The sequence below is a fragment of the Pseudomonas chlororaphis subsp. aurantiaca genome (assembly GCF_013466605.1).
GTDB classification, from domain to species: Bacteria; Pseudomonadota; Gammaproteobacteria; order Pseudomonadales; family Pseudomonadaceae; genus Aquipseudomonas; species Aquipseudomonas chlororaphis_I.
Map to the genome: position 1 here is coordinate 1125975 of NZ_CP059162.1, position 16491 is coordinate 1142465.

Genomic DNA, 16491 nt, shown 5'->3' on the forward strand with positions numbered 1-16491 from the left:
AGATCAAAAGCCAAAGCCGGGCGCGACCTGCCGGTCGGCGCTGAACCCCTGTAGCCGCAACCGTCACGCAGCAAGATGGCGCTGGCATGGGCGATTTGCGTGAGATCCGTGGCATCGGCGTCGCGAGTGTCCATGTGGCTCAGGCTTTCCATCAGTTGGGTCGCTGCGAGGATGCGGTAGGCGGCGCTGGCATGAAGTTCGTCCAAGGGCGCGCGGGTATCGTGAATAAAATGGGAATGGAAGAATCGTTGCTGGCAATACGGTCGGTCATGGGAGGCTCCGAAAGAAAACAGAGTTGGAAAACTGTGTTCCTGAGAAAACAACCGAGCCGTCAAACCCGATCACGAATGAGTCGTGACAGGCGTGAGGATAGGGAGCAGCAGGTGGGTGGTCAACTCGATATGTGTAGCCCGAAGTGACTTCATAGAGCCTTTGTAAGAGCAATCCCAATAGTCATGGCATTTTCTGTAGAAGTACTACCGTGACAATCCCTACCATGTTCGTGAAGCCTGACTGAGGACGAGCGCTTGTTCAGAAAATTTTCATTCGTTCTGTGTTTCGACAAACAGAAGATCTCCGCGGTCCCGCATGAGGAGCAGTTGTAAAGAGCCGAGCGCTTTTTCCAGGGCCTTGGCGAGATTCATCCTCTGTTGCAGGACTGGTATCTGCAGCCGGTTCCAGGGAGGAGGCGCTGCGCAAGCGGATCAATGATGACTTCGAGTCTCTGCGTGAGGAGGCTCGGAGCAACCACAACGACGACTTCCCCACGAAGTTGCAGTTTTCCGTGTGGAATGGCCTGGATGATCCCCTCAAGGGTGGGTTGGCCTTTCATTACAACGCCCACGACCTGGACTCAGTCGCCAGCATGCGCTTCGAAGATGGCGGGGCGCTTGTGGCAGCCATTCCCGATGTGAAACCGATAGTGATCAGGGTGATTCAGTTGGCCGTTGAACTGTGGCCTGAACTTGACTGGTGCGTGCTGGCGCCAAAAGACCACTATTTGCGCACCAAGGTGTTCAAGGACCGGCAGACCGTCGGCTGGGTCGGGTTTTGTCCACACGTGTTGCGGGCCGGGGATTTTCCGAGCGCCGACCAGCTCATCGACATTCCAAAACGTGGCACGCTGATCGTGAGTTGTCCACAGGTGATGGATGAGGGCAAACGGGCTGATGTCCAGCGAGTGGCGGAGATCGATATCAAGTTGGCGGAGCTGGGGTATTTGCCGCTGTTCATGAACTAGCTCAGCGGGCCTCGCAGGGGCATGAAAAAGCCCCCGCCCAACCGGCTGCGGATAGGGGACGCAGTCGGCTGGACGGGGGCTTCTTGTTCTGGCGGTTTACTGGGCGATGGTTTTCACCGCGACGCCACGTTCCACCGGAGTGGAGCGGCCGTAGATGTCTTCGAAGCGCTCGATGTCGTCTTCGCCCAGGTAGCTGCCCGATTGCACTTCGATGATCTCCAGCGGGATCTTGCCCGGGTTGCGCAGGCGGTGCACCGAGGCGATCGGGATGTAGGTGGACTGGTTTTCGGTGAGCAGGAACACGTTTTCGTCGCAGGTGACTTCGGCGGTGCCGCTGACCACGATCCAGTGTTCGGCGCGGTGGTGGTGCATCTGCAGGGACAGGCACGCGCCCGGCTTGACCGAGATGTGCTTGACCTGGAAGCGCCCGCCCATGTCCACCGAGTCGTAGGAACCCCACGGACGGTAGACCTCGCAGTGGTTCTGGGTTTCGCTGCGGCCCTGTTCGTTGAGGGTGTTGACCATCTGTTTGACGCCTTGGACCTTGTCCTTGTGGGCGATCATCATGGCGTCCTTGGTTTCGACGACCACGATGTTTTCCAGGCCGATCACCGACACCAGCTTGCCGTTGCCGTGGATCATGCAGTTGCGGCTGTCCTGGATCACCACGTCGCCCTTGCTGACGTTGCCGTTGGCGTCCTTTTCATGCACGTCCCACAGCGACGACCAGCAACCCACGTCGCTCCAGCCGGCGCTCAGCGGCACCACGCAGGCGCGCTGGGTCTTTTCCATCACCGCGTAGTCGATGGAGTTGTCCGGGCAGCAGGCGAAGGTGGCCGGGTCGACGTCCACGGTGTCGGCGTCCTGGGCGCTGCGTTCCAGGGTCAGCAGGCAGGTGTCGTAGATGTCCGGGTCGTGCTTTTTCAGCTCTTCGAGGAAGCGGCTGGCGCGGAACAGGAACATGCCGCTGTTCCAGAAGTAGCCGCCGGCCTCGACGAACTCGGCGGCGCGCTTGACGTCGGGTTTCTCGACGAAGTGCGAGACGCGGCTCACGCCTTCCGGCAGCAGCGCATCGTTGGTCGACTTGATGTAGCCATAACCGGTTTCCGGCTTGGTCGCCGGCACGCCGAACAGCACCATCTCGCCACGTTCGGCGGCCACGGTGGCCAGGGCCAGGGCGCGTTGCAGGGCTTTCTGGTCTTCCAGCACGTGGTCGGCCGGCAGCACCAGCATCAGCTCGTCGCGTCCTTCGTTGACCAGCATCATCGCGGTCAGGGCCACGGCCGGCGCGGTGTTGCGGCCGAACGGCTCCATCAGGATGCGCTGGGCTTCGAGTTTGCGCGCCGCCAGCTGCTCGTTGACGATGAAGCGGTGGTCCTTGTTGCAGACCACGATCGGCGTGTCCATGCCTTCGAACACCAGGCGCTCGAGGGTTTGCTGGAACAGTGTGTGTTCGCCGGTCAGGGCGAGGAACTGTTTAGGGAATTGCTTACGCGAAAGCGGCCAAAGACGTGAGCCACTACCACCTGACAAGATCACCGGAATCATGTTGTTACTCCTTCAAAAATCGTTTGGGTTAGAGCTACTGCGTTCTGTCGTTTCACTCTCTTGTTTTTGTTCCTGCTCCGCACTGACGCCCCGGTTTTCCCAAGAGGCGTCAATCCGGAAAATCCATCAGCGGGTCGAGACCGGGCGCTTGACCCAGACTGGCGACAGGCTGCTGCCATTGCCGGTGACGTAGAGCACCGCGGCTTCGCCGCGCTCCAGGGCGACCGGCTTGAGGTCGCTGACTTTTTTCTCGCCCTCGTACAGCGCGAAGCTGACTTTCACCGGGTTGATTTCACGTTCGCCACGGCCCTTGGCGGCCACCGACTGGACCACGTCGGTCTTGCCATCGGCGGTCTTCAGGGTCAGGGCCTTGTCGCTCAGGTTCTGCACCCGGACCAGGGACTTCTGCTTGTTCTTGAACGGTGGCTCCTCGATCAGTTGCGGCTGGCCGCTGGCGTTGTTGACCAGGGTGTAATAGTGGTCGGCGGCGAGTTTCACCGGCACGCTCTGGCTGCCGACCTTGGCGGTGTAGTCGCCGCCGGGCATGAAGCTGAAGTCACTGCTGGCCAACGGTGCGACCTCGCTGAGGTTGGTGCTGCCGACGGTGGCGCTGACTTCCTGGTTGCTGGCGTTGTAGATACGCACGAAGGACGAGCCTTTAGGCGCGGTCGGGCCGTACAGCGCGGCGTCGCCACCGGCGAAGGCGGGCAGGGACAGGACGCTCATGCCGGCAGCCAGTGTGATTGCCTTGGCGAGACGACGCGGAGTGATAGTGAAAGTCATGGTGTACCTCTCTTTCAGTTTTGCGCCCGATCGGGCGTCTCGGATTTGTTGAGTGCAGCTACGTTCTGTTGGCGGGCGCCGGCTTGTTTGAGCTCTGCGACCCACTGCGGGTCGGCGTCGCCGATTTCGTTATTGACCGGCAGATATCGTTCGGGGAACTCCCAGATCAGCACCTGGGGCGGGCTGTTCTTGAAGGCATCGCTTTTCAGGTAGCTGAGCATCGGCAACACCGGGCCGTGGCCGTCTTCGGCGTAGCTGACCACGTCGCTGTGCAGGGCCTGCTTGAGCGCGCCGACGAAGTTCCAGTTCGGGTTGGCGCTGTAGCTGGTGCCCACCAGGGCCACCGGCACTTCGTTGTCGGCGAACAGCGCGTCGTCGGCGGCCGGCTGATCGTCGGCGGCACGGGTCACGCGTTTCTGCAGCGGCTCCTTGGCCGGCATCAGGTTCTCGAACAGCGGGTCCAGGGGCAGGAACAGGCGCAGGTCGCCCTTGTGCACCACGGTCTGCTCGGCTTCGGTGACGAAGCGTTGCGGCTGGCCCATCAGCGGCGCCTTGTCGGTAATCGCCTTGGCCAACTGGTTGGCGGCGACTTCGGCGCCGGCCGGGGTCCAGTGGGTGTCGGTGCGCAGGAACACTTGCTGGCCGTTCTGCTTGGCCTGTTGCAACGGGCCCAGCAGGTCGGGGGCGAGGATCTTGTCGGCCGCCACCCGGGCGTGGAAGTCCTGGTAGAGGTTGGCGTGGATGCTGGCCGGCTGGACGTCGCCCAGGTGTTCCGGGTACAGGCGCACCTTGGCCGGCACGATCGCCATCACCAGTTTCACGCCTTTCTCTTTCAGGGCCTGGCGCACGCCTTCGACCAGCGCGTAGTTGCCTTGCAGGTTGAGTTCTTCGTTGACGATCGGGTGGAACTCTTCATCGCTGTACAACCACTGGTCGCGGCCGAGCACCACGCCCGGACGACCTTCGTTGAACAGCTTGAAGTCCAGGGCCGCCCACAGGTTGGTGCCCAGGCGCTTGATCGGGAACTCGTCGTCGTAGTGGGTTTCCACGGCCTTGGCCCAGCGACCGTTGAGCACGGTGGCGTCGTTGTTGGTGCTGAAGCCGAAGAAGCTGCGCACCGACCACAGGCCCAGGACCATCAGGGTCGCCAGGAACAGGGCAATGTAGAAGACGCGTAATGAGCGGGTCATGGTCAGATCCCTCAGAACTGGAAGTAAAGGAACGGCGAGAAGCTTTGCGCCGAGAGTTTGAGAATCGAGGCGATGAACAGCAGCAGCACCAGGGCGCGCATCACGTAACGCGGCCAGTCGGCGACCCAGTAGGCCGGCTGGACCTGGGCTTCGACGCCCACGGTGTAGCCCGGCTGGTGGATGCTGTCCGGCTTGTCCCCCGGTACGGCCTTGATCAGGCCAGGCTGGGCGGTGGCCGGACCGTCGGCCTCGGTGTTGATTTCAGGCTTGTTCTTGACCGGTGTCGGGTTGCGATACAGGTCACGCAGGCCGAAGAACGCCAGGGTGGCGTAGGCCACCACCAGGGTCGCCACTTGCAGGCCGGTGAGGTTGGCGCGGTTGAGTTCCGACAGCGACCAGTCGCCGAAGCTGAACATGGCGCCGTACATGCGACCGGCGACGTGCAGGTTCTCGGCGCGGAAGATCACCCAGCCCATCACCACCAGCAGGAAGGTCAGCGCCCAGCGGATCGGGTTCAGCGTGCGTGGCGTGGTGTTGATGCCCAGCGCCTTCTCGATCGCCAGCCACATGCCGTGCCAGGCGCCCCAGACCACGTAGGTGATGTTCGCGCCGTGCCACAGGCCACCGAGCAGCATGGTCAGGAACAGGTTGCGATAGGTCATCAGCGTGCCTTTGCGGTTGCCGCCCAGGGTGATGTACAGGTAGTCGCGCAGCCAGGTGGACAGGCTGATGTGCCAGCGCCGCCAGAACTCGGTGATCGACTGGCTGATGTAGGGCTGCTTGAAGTTTTCCATGAAGCGGAAACCCATCATCAACCCCAGGCCGATGGCCATGTCGCTGTAGCCGGAGAAGTCGAAGTACAGCTGCGCGGTGTAGGCCAGGGCGCCCAGCCAGGCGTCGCCCGTGGTCGGGTTCTGCAGGGCGAAGCAATGGTCGGCGACCACCGCCAGGGTGTCGGCGATGAAGACTTTCTTGATGAAGCCCTGCATGAAGCGCGTGCAGCCTTCGGAGAACTTGTCCAGGGTGTGGGTGCGGTTGTTGAACTGGTCGGCCAGGTCGCGAAAACGCAGCACGGGGCCGGCGATCAGGTGCGGGAAGATCGCCACGAACGCCGCGAAGTCGATCAGGTTGCGGGTCGCCGGGGTGTCGCCGCGATAGACGTCGATGATGTAGCTGATGGACTCGAAGATGTAGAACGAGATACCGATCGGCAACAGCACGTGGGTCAGGATGAACGGCTCCAGACCCATGGAGGTCATGATCGCGTTAATGCTGTCCACGCCGAAGTTGGCGTACTTGAAGTAGCCGAGGATGCACAGGTCCACTGCCACGCCGAGCAGCAGCCAGCGTTGGGCCGGCTTGGTCCTGACACCGGCGGCGCCGACTTTCAGGCCGATCCAGTAGTTCCACAGGGTGACGCCGGCGAACAGCGCCAGGAAGTCCACCCGCCACCAGGCATAGAACACGTAGCTGGCGATCAGCAGCAGCAGGTTGCGATAGCGTTGCCCGCTCAGGTAGTACAAGCCGAGAAAGATCGGCAAGAACAGGAACAGGAACACATTGGATGAGAAAACCATCCCGATCTCTCCATGTTTGACCAACAGTAAAGGGCCGGAGCCCCCCCAAACCCCCCCGTGAAAAACCGGGGAGGCGTATTGCATTCAGCTCGCCCTGTAGCCGCTGCCTCGGCAGCGGCTACAGATACGCGTGTTACGAACCCTTGTTGCCCTTCTCATGCGAGGGGTCGTAGACCTTGGTCAGGTCGCCGCCCAGGCGGAAGGTCTTGAACGGTTGCATCTTGTGCTTGCGTTCGAGCACATCCGGGGCGCAGGTGTAGAGACTGCAGAAGGGTTCGAGCCAGGCGAATTTCGAGTCGACCTTGAGGTCGGTCATGTCCTGTTCCTTACCGTTCTTCTCTTCGAATTCGTCTGGATCCTTCACCCCGGCCAGCACCCGCTCGCCCAGGCGTTTCAGCGCGCCGTTGTTTTCCTGGCGCAGGTCGACACCGTTGACCTGGGCGAAGCTGGCGATCATCGCCAGCGGCGGCAGGGCGTAGTTGTGATAGGCCAGGGCGCGTTGCTGGCGCTTGAGTTCGTTGGGCAGGAAACCGTCGGCATCGACCTGGTTGGCGCCGACCTTGTATTCCTTCACGGCCCAGTCGAACAGGTCGCGGCGGTTGGTCGCCACCGCGGTGGCCATCACCGACCAGGCGGCCCAGTACGAGTGGTTGTTGGTCTTGTCCAGCGGCAGGTTGTCCCAGTCGCTGACCACCTGGTCGGCCATCTTGCTGAACCAGGCCTCGATCTGTTGCGCTTGCTGCTGGTGGGTGGCCAGCGGATGGGAGTCGGAGAACTTCAGGTGCAGGTAGGCCGAGGCCATGCTGCCCAGGGCCCATTTGCGCATGGACTTGCCGGTGTGGTTGAAGTCCTTGGACATCAACGCATCGGCCTGGGCCCAGGCGCTCAGCCAGCTGAGGGTGCAGTCCAGTTGTTCCGGACGACCGTCGCGCATGAACTGCATCACGCGCTTGCTGGTGCCGCGCTCGATCTTGGTGATGTCGGCGGTGCTGTCGCGAAAGGCCTTTTCCGATTGCTCGTTGAGGGTCGCGCGGGCCTTGTCCGAACCTTCGTACTTGCTGCGAAATTGCAGCGAGCCGGTGTAAGGCGCGGGCATGGCGTCGCAGCCTTCGCTGTGGTCGCCGCTCTTGAACTTATCCACCGGCGCGTAATACCCCTGGGGCGGGCGCAGTGGGGCCGCAGCCTGGGTGGCTCCGGCGAACAGCGCCAGGCTCAACAGGCTCGGGACCAGTAACTGTTTCAGCGTTTTGCTTTGCATAGGAACCTCATTGCCCGATTTGCGCGGTGCGTTGACCGGCGTCCGGGAATATGTTGCGTTTGCAAATTTTCGCTTCGACTTTTTGCGCCGCGGCGCCCGCTTCCGGACCCTGGACTTCGACTGCCAGCAGGTTCTGCGAGGCCCAGTCTTCGTCGGTGCGCAGTTCAAAGGCGAAACGCCCGTCGGTGTCGGATGTTTCCGGTTTGTCGATCTTGATGTCCTCGTGGCGCCCGTTCATGTACCAGAGGGTGGCTTGCAGGGTTTTCACCGAGGTGTCGGCGAAGCGGATATCGACCTGGTGGCTGCTGTTGCGCAGGTCCATGTTCTTGCTGTTGACCATCAGCTCGTTCTTGCCGGGCTTGAGGGTGGCGCTGGCGCTCATTTGCGCCGGCTTGCCTTCGCAGCCGTTGTCGAGCAGGGCCATCATCTGCCGGTAGATGGTTTCCTGGTCCAGGCGGTACAGCGGCGAGAATTCCCAGATCAGGATCTTCGGTGGCTTGGTCTGGAATTCCTCGCTGCCCAGGTACTGCAGCATGGAGCCTTCGAAGCCACCGCCGGGGAAGGCGACGTTGAGAATGTCGGCGCCGATTTCTTCCTGCAGGAAGCCGGCGAAGTTGTAGTTCTTGCCGCTGTGGCTGGTGCCCACCAGGGTGATTTCCGGGTTGCCGGAGTCGCCGAACAGGTCGCCGTCGCCGGCTTCGCCCTTGGGTTCGGTGGTGAACTGGTCCATGTACTGGATCGCGTAGCTGGTGCCACACAGCTGGCCGGCCATGTTGTGCAGGGTGCCGGTCTTGCCCATGCGCCCGGACTTGTGGGTCTCGAACTCACGCTTGGGAATGCCGGCGAAGGCCGGCAGCTGCTTGACCTTCTGCGCCACGATCTTCGCCGTGCGCTGGGCACCGTACGGGGTCCAGTGCTGGTCGCCGCGGAAGTAGAAATCGTGGGCCGCCAGGGTCTCCGGCAGTTGCTCGTTGGTCAGCGGCGACAGGTCCGGCACCACGTAGCCCATCTGGGCGAAACGGCCGAGCATGCCCTGGTAGTTTTTCAGCGCCTTGTCGTAGTCGAAGCTGGCCTTCTCCTGCGGGTTGAGCTTGTTGCGGTTCACCAGGCCACGGGTCGGCTGGTAGACCAGCACCAGCTCCACGCCCTTGCTCTTGAAGGCGTCGTGCAGCTGTTGCAGGCGGCGATAACCTTCCGGGGTGGTGTTGAATTCGGTGCGCAGGTCTTCCTGGGTGCGGAACAGCCAGTCGCCCTGGGCTTGCACCAGGGTGGTGAAGTTCTGCTGGTAGCGGGTGGTGTAGTTCTTCGCGTCGTGGGCCGCCGGGCACAGATTGCAGCACGGCTCGGCGGTGAACTTCGGTGCCTGGGTTTCGTCGGCGCGGGCGCTGTTGCCGGCGGCGAGAATGCCCGCGGTCAATGCCGAGAGGCTCAAGAGTTTGATCAGGTGTGGGCGCATGACAGTCATCCTCAATCGCGCATTTCGGTCTGGCGTTCGACAGGGTCGATCAGCACGGCTTTCTGCTGGCGCACCAGCAGGTCAAGAATTTCGTCCTGGCGCTCGCCGAGGATCCCTGAGAAGCTGATGCCGCTGCTCTTGGTCGGGGCGAGCATGGACACGCGGTACAGCTCGACGCTCAACGGCGAATCGATGGACATCGGGCCGCTGCCGTTGGCCGCCAGCTCGCCGCCGACCACGATCAGCGACACCTGGGCGTCGAACGGGTCGAGCTTGATGTCGCGGTCGGTGTCGGAGAGGTCCTTGATGTGGCCGTAGACGCCGGTCAGGCCGTTGGCCATGGCGACGTTCTCGTACAGGCGGATGTTCACGCTGTTGCGAATGCGGATGCCGTGGCGACGGTTGCTGATCACCTTGTTGCCCCACAGCAGGTTGTCGGCACTCTCATAGAGGGTGATGCCGTCGGTGTGGTTGCGGTAGATCTCGTTGTCGGCGATCAGGTTGTTCACGCTGTTCCGGTCGATCACCAGGCCCGAGAGCTTGTTGTCGTAGCTGCGGTTGTTGAAGATGAAGCTGTCGTTCACTTCCCGGGAAATGATGATCCCGTGCTTCTTCTTGGTCCCGTAGACGGTGTTGTCGGCGATGATCAGCCGGTGCGAACGGTCGTGGGGGTCGATGCCGTAGACGATGTTGTCCTTGTAGGTGTTGCCCTTGATCACGAAGTCGCGGGTCTCGTAGCAGTAGAAGCCGTACCACATGTCCGAGAACTCCGAGCCGATGATCCAGCCGGTGGGTTCGGGGCGCTTGAGCACCTTGGCCATGTTCGGCGTGTACTGGGAAATACTCACGCCGTAGGACTTACTGTTGGCGTAGCCGAAGCTGGCCATCTTGCTGTTGACGATGTAGGTCTCGGTGCCGCCCCAGGCCAGCAGGAACGGACGGAATTCCTTGGGCGAGTTGAAGGTCGCCGGGCCGTTGTCCTTCTCGCGCCAGCCGGTGACCTTGGTGTCGCGCACGAACAGCTGGCCGTCGTTGACCAGGAACGAGCCGCCTTCCTGGGACAGGCGCAGTTCCTGGGTCTGCTTGTCGATTTCCAGGATGCCCTTGCGCCCGACCACGATCGGCAGCCGCGCCAGGTACACGCCCGGCGAGGTTTCGCTGATGTACTGCTTGGGCAGCTTCTTCACCAGCTCCTTGAGGTTGACGTAACCGTCGTCGATGAAGATCGCCTGGGGGATGCCGTGCTGGCGTACCACCCATTCGGCCATCTTGTTGTCACCGCCGATAAAGTCCTTCAACGCGTCTTCCTGCATCATGCGGCGCACGCTGATCTTGCCGGGCTTGCTGCGCACGATCTTGGCCGCCGCCGCTTCGGCGGTGTAGCCGGAGAGGTCGGGCAAGGTCGGCTTGGCCAGGTTCAGCGGCGCGGTGGGCGCGCTGCTGACGGTGTAGGTCTTGGCCTGTTGCAGCTCCTTGGCCACGGTCGGCTGCTTGCCGGGCGTGGCGGCCGGGGCCGGTTCGACGTTGGCGAAGGCGGCGCTGCTGGCCAGCAGCATGGCGCCGGCCAACAGGCTGATCGAGCCTCGCATCGCTGGGCTGTTCATCGGGCTGTTCATCTCAGGCACTCCCTTGGCGACTCGCATCAGAAGCGCCAGATCACGTCGACAAAGGCGCGGTGCATGTACGAGTCGACGTTCTTGCCATAGGCATCGCCCGGCTTGAACACGCCGCCACGAAAGCGCACCAGCGCCGAAGGCTCGTCGATCGACTGGCTGAGCGCGGCCGGCAGCAGGCCTTGCTTGAAGTACTTGGTGACCACCAGATCCACTTCCTGGCCGAGGTCTTTCTCGCCATCGCGCAGCGGCAGGGTCGAGCTGGAGAGCAGGGCGCCGGTGGCGTCGTCGTAGTTGTTTTCCACGGCGTTGATACCGTTGCTGCCCACCGGCTTGTTGCCGTCCACGCGCCAGAACTTGTGGTAGATCAGGCTGGCGTCGTATTCGTCGGCGAGCATCCAGGAACCGAACAGGGTCGCGGTCTGCATGTTGTTCATTTCGCCGCGGAAGGCTTCGCCGAAGCGGTGCACGCGCGAGCGGGTCCCGGTGTAGTTCGAGCGGTTGCTTTCCAGGCCGTTCTGTTCGTAGTCGCCGCTGGCGCGGGCGTAGGCCGCGCCGACCTGCCATTTCGGGTCCAGGCGCAGGCGCACGCCGAGGTCGGTGGCCCAGCCGTCGAGGTTCTCGCCGGTCTTGGCCTGGGCCGGGCGGGTGCCGTCGGCGTTCAGCGCGTTGACCTTGTCGCGGTCGCCGCTCATGCCGGTGACGCTCGCCCAGTAGTTGACGGTGTTTCCGTTTTTCAAGCTGTAGGCGTCGCTGTTGGCTTCCAGGCCGAGCCAGGTCAGGTCGCCGTTCTGGCGCTTGTCCAGGGAGTCGGTGGCTTCGCCCGGTACCGGGTAGTCGAGCTTGCCGTCGTCGTGGCTGTGGTGGGCGCGGACGCCGACCCAATGCCCCGGGGTCCACTGGTAAGCCACATCGCCATAGACGTGCAGGCGATCCTTGTCTTCCGGCGCCAGCTCCTTGAGGTCGGTGCGGTACTCGCTGAAGCGTTCGGCGATGCCGACGTTGGCGCGCAGCAGGGTGGTGTCGAAGGTCCAGTTCAGGGCTTCGATGTTGGTGTCGCGCCATTGGCCGTCGTCGTTGCGCAGGCGCTGGCGACCGAATTTCAACTGCTCGCCCGGGTAGGGGGTGAGGCCGCTGTAGCCGATCCAGAACTCGCGCATCGCCAGGTAGTTCTTCTTGCTCTTGCGGTCGCTGTTGTTGCTGCTTTCGGTGCTGGCGCCGTCGGACTGCTGCAGGGTGTCGGTCTCGATGATGTCGGTGGAGGTCACCGCCTGGCCCATGGCGTAGGCGCTCCAGTTGCCGCTTTCGCCGTAGACCCAGGGGCGCAGGTCGAGGCCGACGCCGTTGACGTCGCCGCCGCCCAGGGTGCCGAGGTCACGGTCGTCTTCGGACTGGCCGGTGATCTTCACGTCCAGGCCGAAGTTCTTGCTCTCGGTGATGGCCGCCAGTGTCGGGGTGGACCAGACCAGGGCAAAACCCAGGGCCATACCCAGCTTCGACAGGCTGAACAGTTTTCCCGTAGCCGCTGCCGCAGGCTGCGATCGGCTGCGCAGCAGCCGCAAAACCTGCGCACGCGGTGCCACTGACAGATCTCGGTCGCCTGGTTGGCGAGCGCTGCGCGCTCGATCGCAGCCTGCGGCAGCGGCTACAGAGGTGGCGGCGTTGTTGAGTGGAGTGAACTTCATAGGGATTCCTCACCGTCTTCTTCCTGCAGCGCGTGCAGTTCCAACGTGTTCTGGCTCAAGGCACCACGTACGGCCTGCTCCTGTTGCAGCAGGCGTTGGGCCTCGGCGCGTTGGCCTGGCGGCAGTTGGGCTTCGAGTTGTTGCGCAAGCTCGTTGGCTTGCGGGGTGTCCTGGGTCTTGGCCAGCTGGCTGAAGACATAGGCGTTGAGCGGGTCGGGCTTGGTGCCCTTGCCCTGGGAGAACAGTTGGGCAATGGCGAAATCGGCGCTGTTCTGGCCGTTGCGCGCGGCGGTCAGCAGGTGGTCCAGGGCCTTTTGCGGATAGACCTGGCCCAGGTAGCCACGGCGGTAGATCTGGCCGAGGTAGTAGTCGGCGGCGACTTCCTTGCCCTGGGCCTTCTTGAAGTGTTCTTCGGCGACCTTGGCGTCGGCCGGGACCATCTTGCCTTCGTAGTAGAGCTTGCCCAGCAGCAGTTCGGCGCGGGGCTGGTCGGCGGCGCGACCGTTGTCCAGGTACTGCATCATCTTGTCGACGTCGCCCAGTTCGGGGAAGTCGTAGAGCAGTTGCGCCAGGGTGACCCAGGAGGCCGGGTAGCCGGGAGCGATCGGCTCCAGCAGCGCCTGCGCGGTTTTTTCGTCGGTCTTGCCCAGGCTGGCGTCGCCCAGCACCCGGGCCACGCTGTCGACCCGTTGCGCGCTGATGACGCCGCGGGCGTGCCCGGCCTGCAGCTGTTTCAGTAGCTCGGCCTGTTGTTCCGGCTGGCCGCGCTTCTGGTAGACAGTGGCCAGTTCGACGTAGCAGATATCGGTGACGTTCAGCGCTGCCTTGCAGACGGTTTCCACCTCGGCCAGGTGCTGGTCGTAGGTGCCCTGGGTGCGGTACAGCAGCACCTGGGCCAGGCCGGCTTCCGGGTAGCCGGCGCTGCGCCATTGGCTGATCTGCTGCTGGGCGTCGACCTTGGGGAAGCTCTGCGGATATTGCAGGTAGAGCATCGCCAGCGGGATCAGGGTGTTGCCTTCACCGTTGGCGAAAGCCTTTTTCAGCAGGCCTTCGGCTTCGTGATGCTCGGCCTCGGTGGAGCCGGGCTTGGCCACCAACAGGCGACCCAGGCGCGCCTGGGCTCGTGGCGAGGTGTCGGCCGCGGCGCGGTAGGTCGCCTCGGCTTGCTTGATCTTCGCCGGGTCGCGGGTTTCCATCTGGATATCGGCCAGGCCGACCTGGGCTTCGCTGTAACCCAGGTCCGCCAGTCGCCGGTAGTTCTGCTCCGCGAGCACGGTGTCGCCGCGCTTCAGGGCTTCGTTGGCCAGGCGCTGGTCGGGCAGGCCGGCGCAACCGGCCAGGCTCACGGCCAGAGCCAGCGAGCACAGGGCCAGTACGCGGCGACCCTGGGATGGGGCGCGAGCGCGGCGCGTGTCGAGGGGAAGGCTAGTCACAGGCATGTCCTCCGCTTAGAAACCGGCAGCCATGGCTTTGTCGATCAGCCAGTTCACGGAGGGGCCGCGGTCGCTGCTGACTTCCACCGGGCGGCCGGCGAAGGCGCTGCTCAGCGGGGCATCGGGCTTGATCTGCACGCGAATGTCCGAAGACAGGTCGCTGCTGTTGAGGCTGGTGCTGCTGACGATGGTGCCGGTGCGCACGTCGTCCTCGCCGGCGATCTGGAAGCTGACCTTGGTTCCCGGACGCACGTCGGCGAACTGGCGGTAGGAGAAGCGCGCCTCGATGTTGGCCTGGCTGTTACGCGGCACCAGCTGGAAGATCACGTCGCCCTTGCTGGCGTACTGGCCGTCGGCAACCATCTGCTGGGCCACGGTGCAGTCGCAGGGCGAGGTCAGGGTGCCGGTCATCTGCTTGCCGAACAGTTCCTCGACCTTGGCCGGTTGCAGTTGGTCTTCGTTCAGGTGGCCCTTGAGCACGTCGAGCATGCTGGTGCTGAAGGTCGCCAGCGGGGCGCCCTTGGCGGCCACGCCATCGGCCTGGATCAGGCTCTGCACGGTGCCGTCGCGCGGCATGGTGACGTTCATCCCCGGCGCGCTGACCAGGCCGGCCTGGGCGTGGCTGACGAAGTACATGCCGTACACCGACTTGAGGATGAAGCCGAAGGCCGCCAGGCCGACGACGAAGATCCCGGCGCTGAAGGTCACCGCACGCAGGCGGCCCAGGGCGCTCATGCCGTGGCCGGCATCCTTGGTCTTGCGCGCCTTGGTGAAGTTGTCGCGCTGCAGGGTGGCGAGCACGTCGCCCATGGTCACGATGTCGCCGGCCAGGTGCGAGGTGATCAGCTGGCGCAGGGTCGAGATGTCCTGGGGCTCGAGGTTCTGGAACTGGCAACCGACACGGCCGCTCTGGCGATCCACGGAGCGCACCTGCAACTCCACGTCCATGGCCAGCCCGAGGTTGTCGATGACGAACTGCAGGCGCCCCTTGTGCACGTCGCCGACCTTGATCGGCAGCTGCCCGCAGTTGAAGCTCAGGCCGCCGGCGGAGAGGTCGATGACCCGCGCTTCGACCGGGGTCCGGTCGGGGCCGAAGAAGCGCAGCTTGGCCGGGATTTTGACCCGGGCGTGTTGGCGTTGGGCTTCGGATTCATGCACTACGTTGACGTTCACGGCGGTGTTCATAAGGGCTATTTCCTAGTTAATTCAGGCAAGGCGGGTCAGACCATCATCAGCAGCGCGGCGACGAAAATGCTGCCGGCGGAGAAGGTCATGGTCCGAGACGACCAGGTGTTGAACCAACGTTGAAAGCTGGCGAGGTCACGGGACAGAGCAGTCGGTTGGCGGGTCCAGGACTGTTGGTCGAGGCGGAAGAACACGTAGATCTTCACCAGGGCTCCGACGATCTGGTTGTAATAGAGGATCAAAGGGTAGGCCGGGCCGATCCTGTGCCCCGAACAGGACAGCAGCAGGGTCAGCAGCAGGCGAGTGATACCGATCCACAGCAGGTACACCAGGATGAACGCGGTGCCGTACTTGAAGCTGGCGATCAGCGCCACGGTCAGGCCGAGCAAGGAGGTCCACATCGACACGCGCTGGTCGAACAGCACCACGCTGGTGAACAGGCCCAGGCGCTTGAGACCCAGTCCCAGGGCCCGGGAGTTCTGCCGCAGGTTGTTGCCGTACCAGCGGAACATCAGCTTGCGGCTGGCCTTGATGAAACTCTTCTCCGGCGGGTGCTCCACGGTGTTGATCGCCGCATCGGGCACGTAGAAGGTGTCGTAGCCCAGGCGCATCAGGCTGAACCAGCTGGACTTGTCGTCGCCGGTGAGGAACTTGAAGCGGCCCAGGCGCCAGTGTTGCAGCGAGTCGCTTTCCACGTCGGCGATGAAGTCCGGGTTGGTGACCACGCTGGCGCGGAATACCGACATGCGTCCGGTCATGGTCAGCACGCGCTTGGACAGGGCCATGGAGCACATGTTGATGTGGCGCTGGGCGAAGCGCAGCTTGTGCCACTCGCTCATGATGTAGCCGCCGCGCACTTCGCAGAACTCGTTGGTGGTCAGGCCGCCGACGTTGCCGAACAGCTGGAACCACGGCACGGTCTTGCGCACCACGCCTTCGCCGAGCACGGTGTCGCCGTCGATCACCGCGACCACGGCACGATCGTCCGGCAGGTGGCGGGAGATGGCGCGGAAACCGAAGGCGAGGCCGTCGCGCTTGCCGGTGCCGGGGATGCGCACGAAGTCGAGCTTGACGTGGGCCGGCGGGTTCATGCGGGCCCAGAGGCTTTTCACCAGCAGCTCGTCGGACATTTCCACGATCGAGCAGACCACGGTGGTGGGGAAGCCACAGTCGATGGCTTCACGGATCACCGAGCCATAGACCTGGGCGGTGGTCAGGGCGTCGATCCGGAAGCTGGTGACCATCAGGTACACGTGGGACGGATCGGCGGCCTTGCCCAGCTTGCGGACCTTGCGGCGCAGGTGCGGGTAGACCACGTAGAGAAACAGCATGCCGCGCACGAAATGCGTGGCACCCATCGAGTAGCGCCAGATACCCACGGCGCCAATCAGGAAGATGAAGTCCTTCGATTCGGAGTCGAATGTGGACGCGGGCAACGCCAGGGCGAGCCCCATCAGTAAACTCAAGAAAAACAGCCAACCTGCGGCCTGGAGTAGGCCGTGCTTTAGCCTGTGCATAATCTG

Annotated in this window: 13 protein-coding genes; 2 read left to right on the forward strand and 11 right to left on the reverse strand. The window is 63.3% G+C overall.

Translation table 11 applies throughout. The features are described 5' to 3' along the window. The first annotated feature begins 86 nt into the window (after positions 1-86). Both H0I86_RS32340 and H0I86_RS32030 read left to right on the forward strand, forming a co-directional pair. Positions 87-419, forward strand: a complete 333-nt coding sequence (locus tag H0I86_RS32340) for a hypothetical protein (protein ID WP_180924250.1) — start codon at positions 87-89, stop codon at positions 417-419. Positions 420-865: 446 nt separating this feature from the next. Then, entirely contained in the window at positions 866-1240 is a 375-nt protein-coding gene (locus tag H0I86_RS32030; protein ID WP_258019400.1) for an immunity 52 family protein, read from the forward strand. Positions 1241-1336: 96 nt separating this feature from the next. Here the strand turns inward: H0I86_RS32030 and H0I86_RS05025 are convergent, their stop codons facing one another. The 11 genes from H0I86_RS05025 to alg8 all read right to left on the reverse strand — a co-directional run bounded on the left by H0I86_RS05025 (position 1337) and on the right by alg8 (position 16485). Continuing rightward, positions 1337-2788: a mannose-1-phosphate guanylyltransferase/mannose-6-phosphate isomerase gene (locus H0I86_RS05025; protein ID WP_081362626.1), complete on the reverse strand. Its 1452-nt coding sequence runs from the start codon at positions 2786-2788 to the stop codon at positions 1337-1339. A gap of 126 nt (positions 2789-2914) precedes the next feature. Next, positions 2915-3571 (reverse strand): alginate O-acetyltransferase AlgF, encoded by a 657-nt coding sequence (locus tag H0I86_RS05030; RefSeq protein WP_180924251.1) that lies wholly within the window; start codon positions 3569-3571, stop codon positions 2915-2917. Between the two features lie 14 nt (positions 3572-3585). Then, a complete protein-coding gene (locus H0I86_RS05035; protein ID WP_180924252.1) occupies positions 3586-4761 on the reverse strand; it encodes an alginate O-acetyltransferase in 1176 nt (391 codons plus the stop codon). Positions 4762-4772: 11 nt separating this feature from the next. After that, positions 4773-6338, reverse strand: a complete 1566-nt coding sequence (locus tag H0I86_RS05040; protein WP_180924253.1) for an MBOAT family O-acyltransferase — start codon at positions 6336-6338, stop codon at positions 4773-4775. Between the two features lie 133 nt (positions 6339-6471). After that, the gene (locus tag H0I86_RS05045; RefSeq protein WP_180924254.1) at positions 6472-7596 is read right to left on the reverse strand and encodes a mannuronate-specific alginate lyase; all 1125 of its coding nucleotides are present in this window, start codon (positions 7594-7596) and stop codon (positions 6472-6474) included. A gap of 7 nt (positions 7597-7603) precedes the next feature. Next, positions 7604-9052: an alginate O-acetyltransferase gene (locus tag H0I86_RS05050; RefSeq protein WP_180924255.1), complete on the reverse strand. Its 1449-nt coding sequence runs from the start codon at positions 9050-9052 to the stop codon at positions 7604-7606. 11 nt (positions 9053-9063) lie between these two features. Then, complete coding sequence (gene algG / locus H0I86_RS05055; RefSeq protein WP_180924256.1) at positions 9064-10668, reverse strand: mannuronan 5-epimerase AlgG; 1605 nt, start codon at positions 10666-10668, stop codon at positions 9064-9066. A 26-nt stretch (positions 10669-10694) separates the two neighbouring features. Continuing rightward, positions 10695-12152, reverse strand: a complete 1458-nt coding sequence (locus H0I86_RS05060; RefSeq protein ID WP_180924257.1) for an alginate export family protein — start codon at positions 12150-12152, stop codon at positions 10695-10697. Between the two features lie 194 nt (positions 12153-12346). Then, the gene (algK, locus tag H0I86_RS05065; RefSeq protein WP_373369403.1) at positions 12347-13789 is read right to left on the reverse strand and encodes an alginate biosynthesis TPR repeat lipoprotein AlgK; all 1443 of its coding nucleotides are present in this window, start codon (positions 13787-13789) and stop codon (positions 12347-12349) included. 9 nt (positions 13790-13798) lie between these two features. Next, positions 13799-14968 carry an alginate biosynthesis protein Alg44 gene (locus tag H0I86_RS05070; protein ID WP_180924258.1) on the reverse strand — a complete coding sequence of 390 codons (1170 nt, stop codon included), beginning with the start codon at positions 14966-14968 and terminating at the stop codon, positions 13799-13801. 35 nt (positions 14969-15003) lie between these two features. Next, positions 15004-16485: a mannuronan synthase gene (gene alg8 / locus H0I86_RS05075; RefSeq protein ID WP_371354806.1), complete on the reverse strand. Its 1482-nt coding sequence runs from the start codon at positions 16483-16485 to the stop codon at positions 15004-15006. Positions 16486-16491 lie beyond the last annotated feature (6 nt).

Coding starts and splice junctions, on each gene's coding strand:
- alg8 (WP_371354806.1), bottom strand. CDS start 16,485: ATGCACAGGCTAAAGCACGGCCTACTCCAGGCCGCAGGTTGGCTGTTT.
- H0I86_RS05045 (WP_180924254.1), bottom strand. CDS start 7,596: ATGCAAAGCAAAACGCTGAAACAGTTACTGGTCCCGAGCCTGTTGAGC.
- H0I86_RS32340 (WP_180924250.1), top strand. CDS start 87: ATGGGCGATTTGCGTGAGATCCGTGGCATCGGCGTCGCGAGTGTCCAT.
- H0I86_RS05035 (WP_180924252.1), bottom strand. CDS start 4,761: ATGACCCGCTCATTACGCGTCTTCTACATTGCCCTGTTCCTGGCGACC.
- algK (WP_373369403.1), bottom strand. CDS start 13,789: ATGCCTGTGACTAGCCTTCCCCTCGACACGCGCCGCGCTCGCGCCCCA.
- H0I86_RS05070 (WP_180924258.1), bottom strand. CDS start 14,968: ATGAACACCGCCGTGAACGTCAACGTAGTGCATGAATCCGAAGCCCAA.
- H0I86_RS32030 (WP_258019400.1), top strand. CDS start 866: ATGCGCTTCGAAGATGGCGGGGCGCTTGTGGCAGCCATTCCCGATGTG.
- H0I86_RS05030 (WP_180924251.1), bottom strand. CDS start 3,571: ATGACTTTCACTATCACTCCGCGTCGTCTCGCCAAGGCAATCACACTG.
- H0I86_RS05040 (WP_180924253.1), bottom strand. CDS start 6,338: ATGGTTTTCTCATCCAATGTGTTCCTGTTCCTGTTCTTGCCGATCTTT.
- H0I86_RS05025 (WP_081362626.1), bottom strand. CDS start 2,788: ATGATTCCGGTGATCTTGTCAGGTGGTAGTGGCTCACGTCTTTGGCCG.
- algG (WP_180924256.1), bottom strand. CDS start 10,668: ATGAACAGCCCGATGAACAGCCCAGCGATGCGAGGCTCGATCAGCCTG.
- H0I86_RS05060 (WP_180924257.1), bottom strand. CDS start 12,152: ATGGCCCTGGGTTTTGCCCTGGTCTGGTCCACCCCGACACTGGCGGCC.
- H0I86_RS05050 (WP_180924255.1), bottom strand. CDS start 9,052: ATGCGCCCACACCTGATCAAACTCTTGAGCCTCTCGGCATTGACCGCG.